At 69.3% G+C, this 2,833-nt stretch carries 3 protein-coding genes; 1 reads left to right on the top strand and 2 read right to left on the bottom strand.

Annotated elements, in window-relative coordinates:
• Positions 1–102: 102 nt before the first annotated feature.
• On the bottom strand, positions 103–1,140 hold the full coding sequence (locus tag ACLML9_RS09735) for an acyl-CoA thioesterase (RefSeq protein ID WP_411945195.1): 1,038 nt from the start codon (positions 1,138–1,140) through the stop codon (positions 103–105).
• A gap of 277 nt (positions 1,141–1,417) precedes the next feature.
• Here ACLML9_RS09735 and ACLML9_RS09740 point away from each other — a divergent pair, with 277 nt between their 5' ends.
• Positions 1,418–1,591, top strand: coding sequence for a CsbD family protein (locus tag ACLML9_RS09740; RefSeq protein ID WP_030520075.1), 174 nt, complete (start codon positions 1,418–1,420; stop codon positions 1,589–1,591).
• A 109-nt stretch (positions 1,592–1,700) separates the two neighbouring features.
• Here the strand turns inward: ACLML9_RS09740 and ACLML9_RS09745 are convergent, their stop codons facing one another.
• Positions 1,701–2,318, bottom strand: a complete 618-nt coding sequence (locus ACLML9_RS09745; protein ID WP_411945204.1) for a YczE/YyaS/YitT family protein — start codon at positions 2,316–2,318, stop codon at positions 1,701–1,703.
• Between the last annotated feature and the right edge of the window lie 515 nt (positions 2,319–2,833).

The raw sequence follows: 2,833 nt of genomic DNA on the forward strand, positions 1-2,833 counted from the left end.
CCGCCGACCCGCGCTGCCGGCGGATCGCCGTCCCTCGGCGCTTCGCCGGTAAGGGCACCACACTTACTCCGACCCGGTTCGGTCACGCGGGGCCGGGCGGACTCAGCCCGGCAGCGGCGCGCGGAAATGGCTGGGCTCGGCGTCGGCCGGTAGATCGGCGGCGGTGGCGAACGGTTCGACCTCGGCGCGCAGGTCCACGAGGTGACGGGCATGGGCCGCCAGGGACCGGTCCTCGTCGGAGACCGGTGTCCACTGCTGGATGGGTCGCGCTTTGCCGGCGGCATCCACCGCCACGACCACGGCCAGACCGTGCGCCGCGAGAGCCGGTTCGTCGGAATGCGGATCGGTCGCGGTCACGTGCACGCTGATGTGCATACTGCGCGGGCCGGTATGGATCAGCCGTGCGGTGACCTCCACGATATGGCCGATGACGATCGGCCGGTAGAAGCGGATCCCACCGAAATAGGAGGTGATCACATGCTGGCCGGCCCAATCGGCGCCGCAGACGTAGGCGGCCTCGTCGATCCACCCCATCGTGCGGCCGCCGTGCACTTTGCCGCCCCAGTTGATATCCGAGGGGGCCGCCAGAAACCGCAACGTCGCACTCGGGGCGGTGGAGGCGGCGGTGTAGCGCTGCGTGGCCATGGCCTCCTCGATGCGCTTGCGGACCGAGATCCGGGCCCGGGCCTGCCGGTGGCGCCGCAATTCGAGAATCGTGGCCGGTTCCCACTGGGGTACCGCGACCGTCCGCCGGGCCTCGTCGACGGCGACGAAGATGGTGAGGCACTGCGCCGTCTGGACCGGTTTCTGCCGGGTGGGGTCGGTCGAGTAGACGCTGACCAGAATGTGCATGCTCGTCCGGCCGGTGTAGACGAGGTTCGCGTGCAGCTCGACCAGTTCGCCGACCGCGATCGGCCGGTCGAGGTGGATATTGCCCACATAGGCGGTGACGCAGTAACGGCCGCTCCACTGGGCTGCCGCGGCATAGGCGACCTTGTCGATCCATTCGAGGAGCTTGCCGCCGTCCACCGCGGCCGCGATACCCGCGTCGGCGGGTTTGACGAGGAAGCGGTGGATCGCCTCGGACCGTCTACCGGACGCGGCCGGGGTCGGGAGGGGGTCGATGGTTGTGGCGTTCACGGGCCTGCCGATCTGCTCGGGTGGTGGGAGGTACGGTTCCCGACTCCGTTGTCGTCGGAGCAGAATAGGCAGGTGCGGCGCTACGGGCGAGTAGGACACCGCCTGCGGCCGGGAACCCGGCGTTTCGCCCGGTGTACGCAGGTCCCGGCGGGATACACGGGTGGCGCGGTGTTCCGGGAAGTTACGCGGGCGCGTGTTTGAGGGGGCGCACGGTGGTTATTCGCCCGACGATCGGCCGGACCGTCGGCCGGTCGCATCCGACGAGAGGGGACAGGCGATGAGTGCGAAGGACAAGCTCGACAACAAAGCCGAAGATCTCGCCGGTCAGGCCAAGGAAAAGCTCGGGAAGGCCACCGGCGACGAGGAGACGAAGAACGAAGGCAAGGCCGACCAGACCAAGTCCAACCTGAAGGACGCGGGTGAGAAGGTGAAGGACGCCTTCCGCGACTGATCGAGCCTCCGAACGGGCGACGCCGGGACACCGGCGCCGCCCGTTCGGTCTCCGGACCGGCCCGGAGCCGCGGCTCCGGCGCGCGGACGCGGTAGCGGATCACCCGGGGTCACGCGCCGGAGGGTACCGGTCCGTCCTCGCCCCCGGCGGGTCCGGGAACCGCCTCCGCGTCCGGCGACCGCCGGGGTGATGGGGTGTCGAACCCGGGTAACCGGCCGGCCACCAGAGGGATCATGAGCTGGATGAGCGGTCCGATGGCGACCGCGTAGACCACGGTGCCGACACCGACGCTGCCGCCGAGTAGCCAGCCGGTGCTCAGGACCGCCACCTCGAGAATGGTCCGGACCCGGCGGATGGACCATCCGGTCCGGCGGGCGAGCCCCGTCATCAGACCGTCGCGCGGACCCGGCCCCAGCCCCGCGCCGATGTACAGCACACTGGCCAGTGCGTTGAGTACGACCGCGAGCACCATCGCGCCCACCCGGGCCGGCATCGACTCCCAATGCGGGAGCAGCCAGAGTCCCGCGTCGACCGAGACACCGACGAGCACCACATTGCTCACCGTGCCCACACCGGGCCACTGCCGCAGTGGAATCCACGCCAGTAATACCACCGCGCCCGTCAGTACGGTCACCGTGCCGAAGCTGATCGGCACCTGTCGGGTGACCCCCTGGTGGAAGACGTCCCATGGGTCCAGACCGACTGCGGCGCGGATCATCACGGCCATCGAGAAGCCGTACAGCCAGAGCCCGGCGAACAGTGCGGTGAGACGTCCGATCACGGCACGAGCCTTCCCGTATCTGGCCCCTTCGTACAGAGCCACCTGCGCACAACTGGATACTCGCCTGGCCGGGTGAGTGGCTTGCGGCGTTCCTTCCGCCGGGCCGATCCGGGTAGGCCGGCGGCGCGCCGGATATGTGACCACATCGCGGAGGGTCTCCGCGGCACCCACTTCCCTTGTGGCCTGGGCCGAACCATGTCCCGCGGAGGCCGCACCGGTTCCGCGTGTCGGGTGGTCGGCGCGTCGATGGGCAAAACGCCGGACCCGGTTGCACGGCGCGCGGGCGATGTGCATAAATTGTCCGGCGCACGATCTGATAGCTGTTTGCTCTTAAAGGTGTTCGCGTGGCAGGGGCGTGGACACCGCTTCGTCACGACGAAGTCGTACCCAGGCTCCGAGCGCAGCAGGGGGCGTTTTCTGCTGTGCTCCGGTGCCTCCGAGTCTGAGCGGAAGGTCGGAAG

Source organism: Nocardia sp. NPDC002869 (genome assembly GCF_046764065.1).
Classification (GTDB): domain Bacteria; phylum Actinomycetota; class Actinomycetes; order Mycobacteriales; family Mycobacteriaceae; genus Nocardia; species Nocardia rhamnosiphila.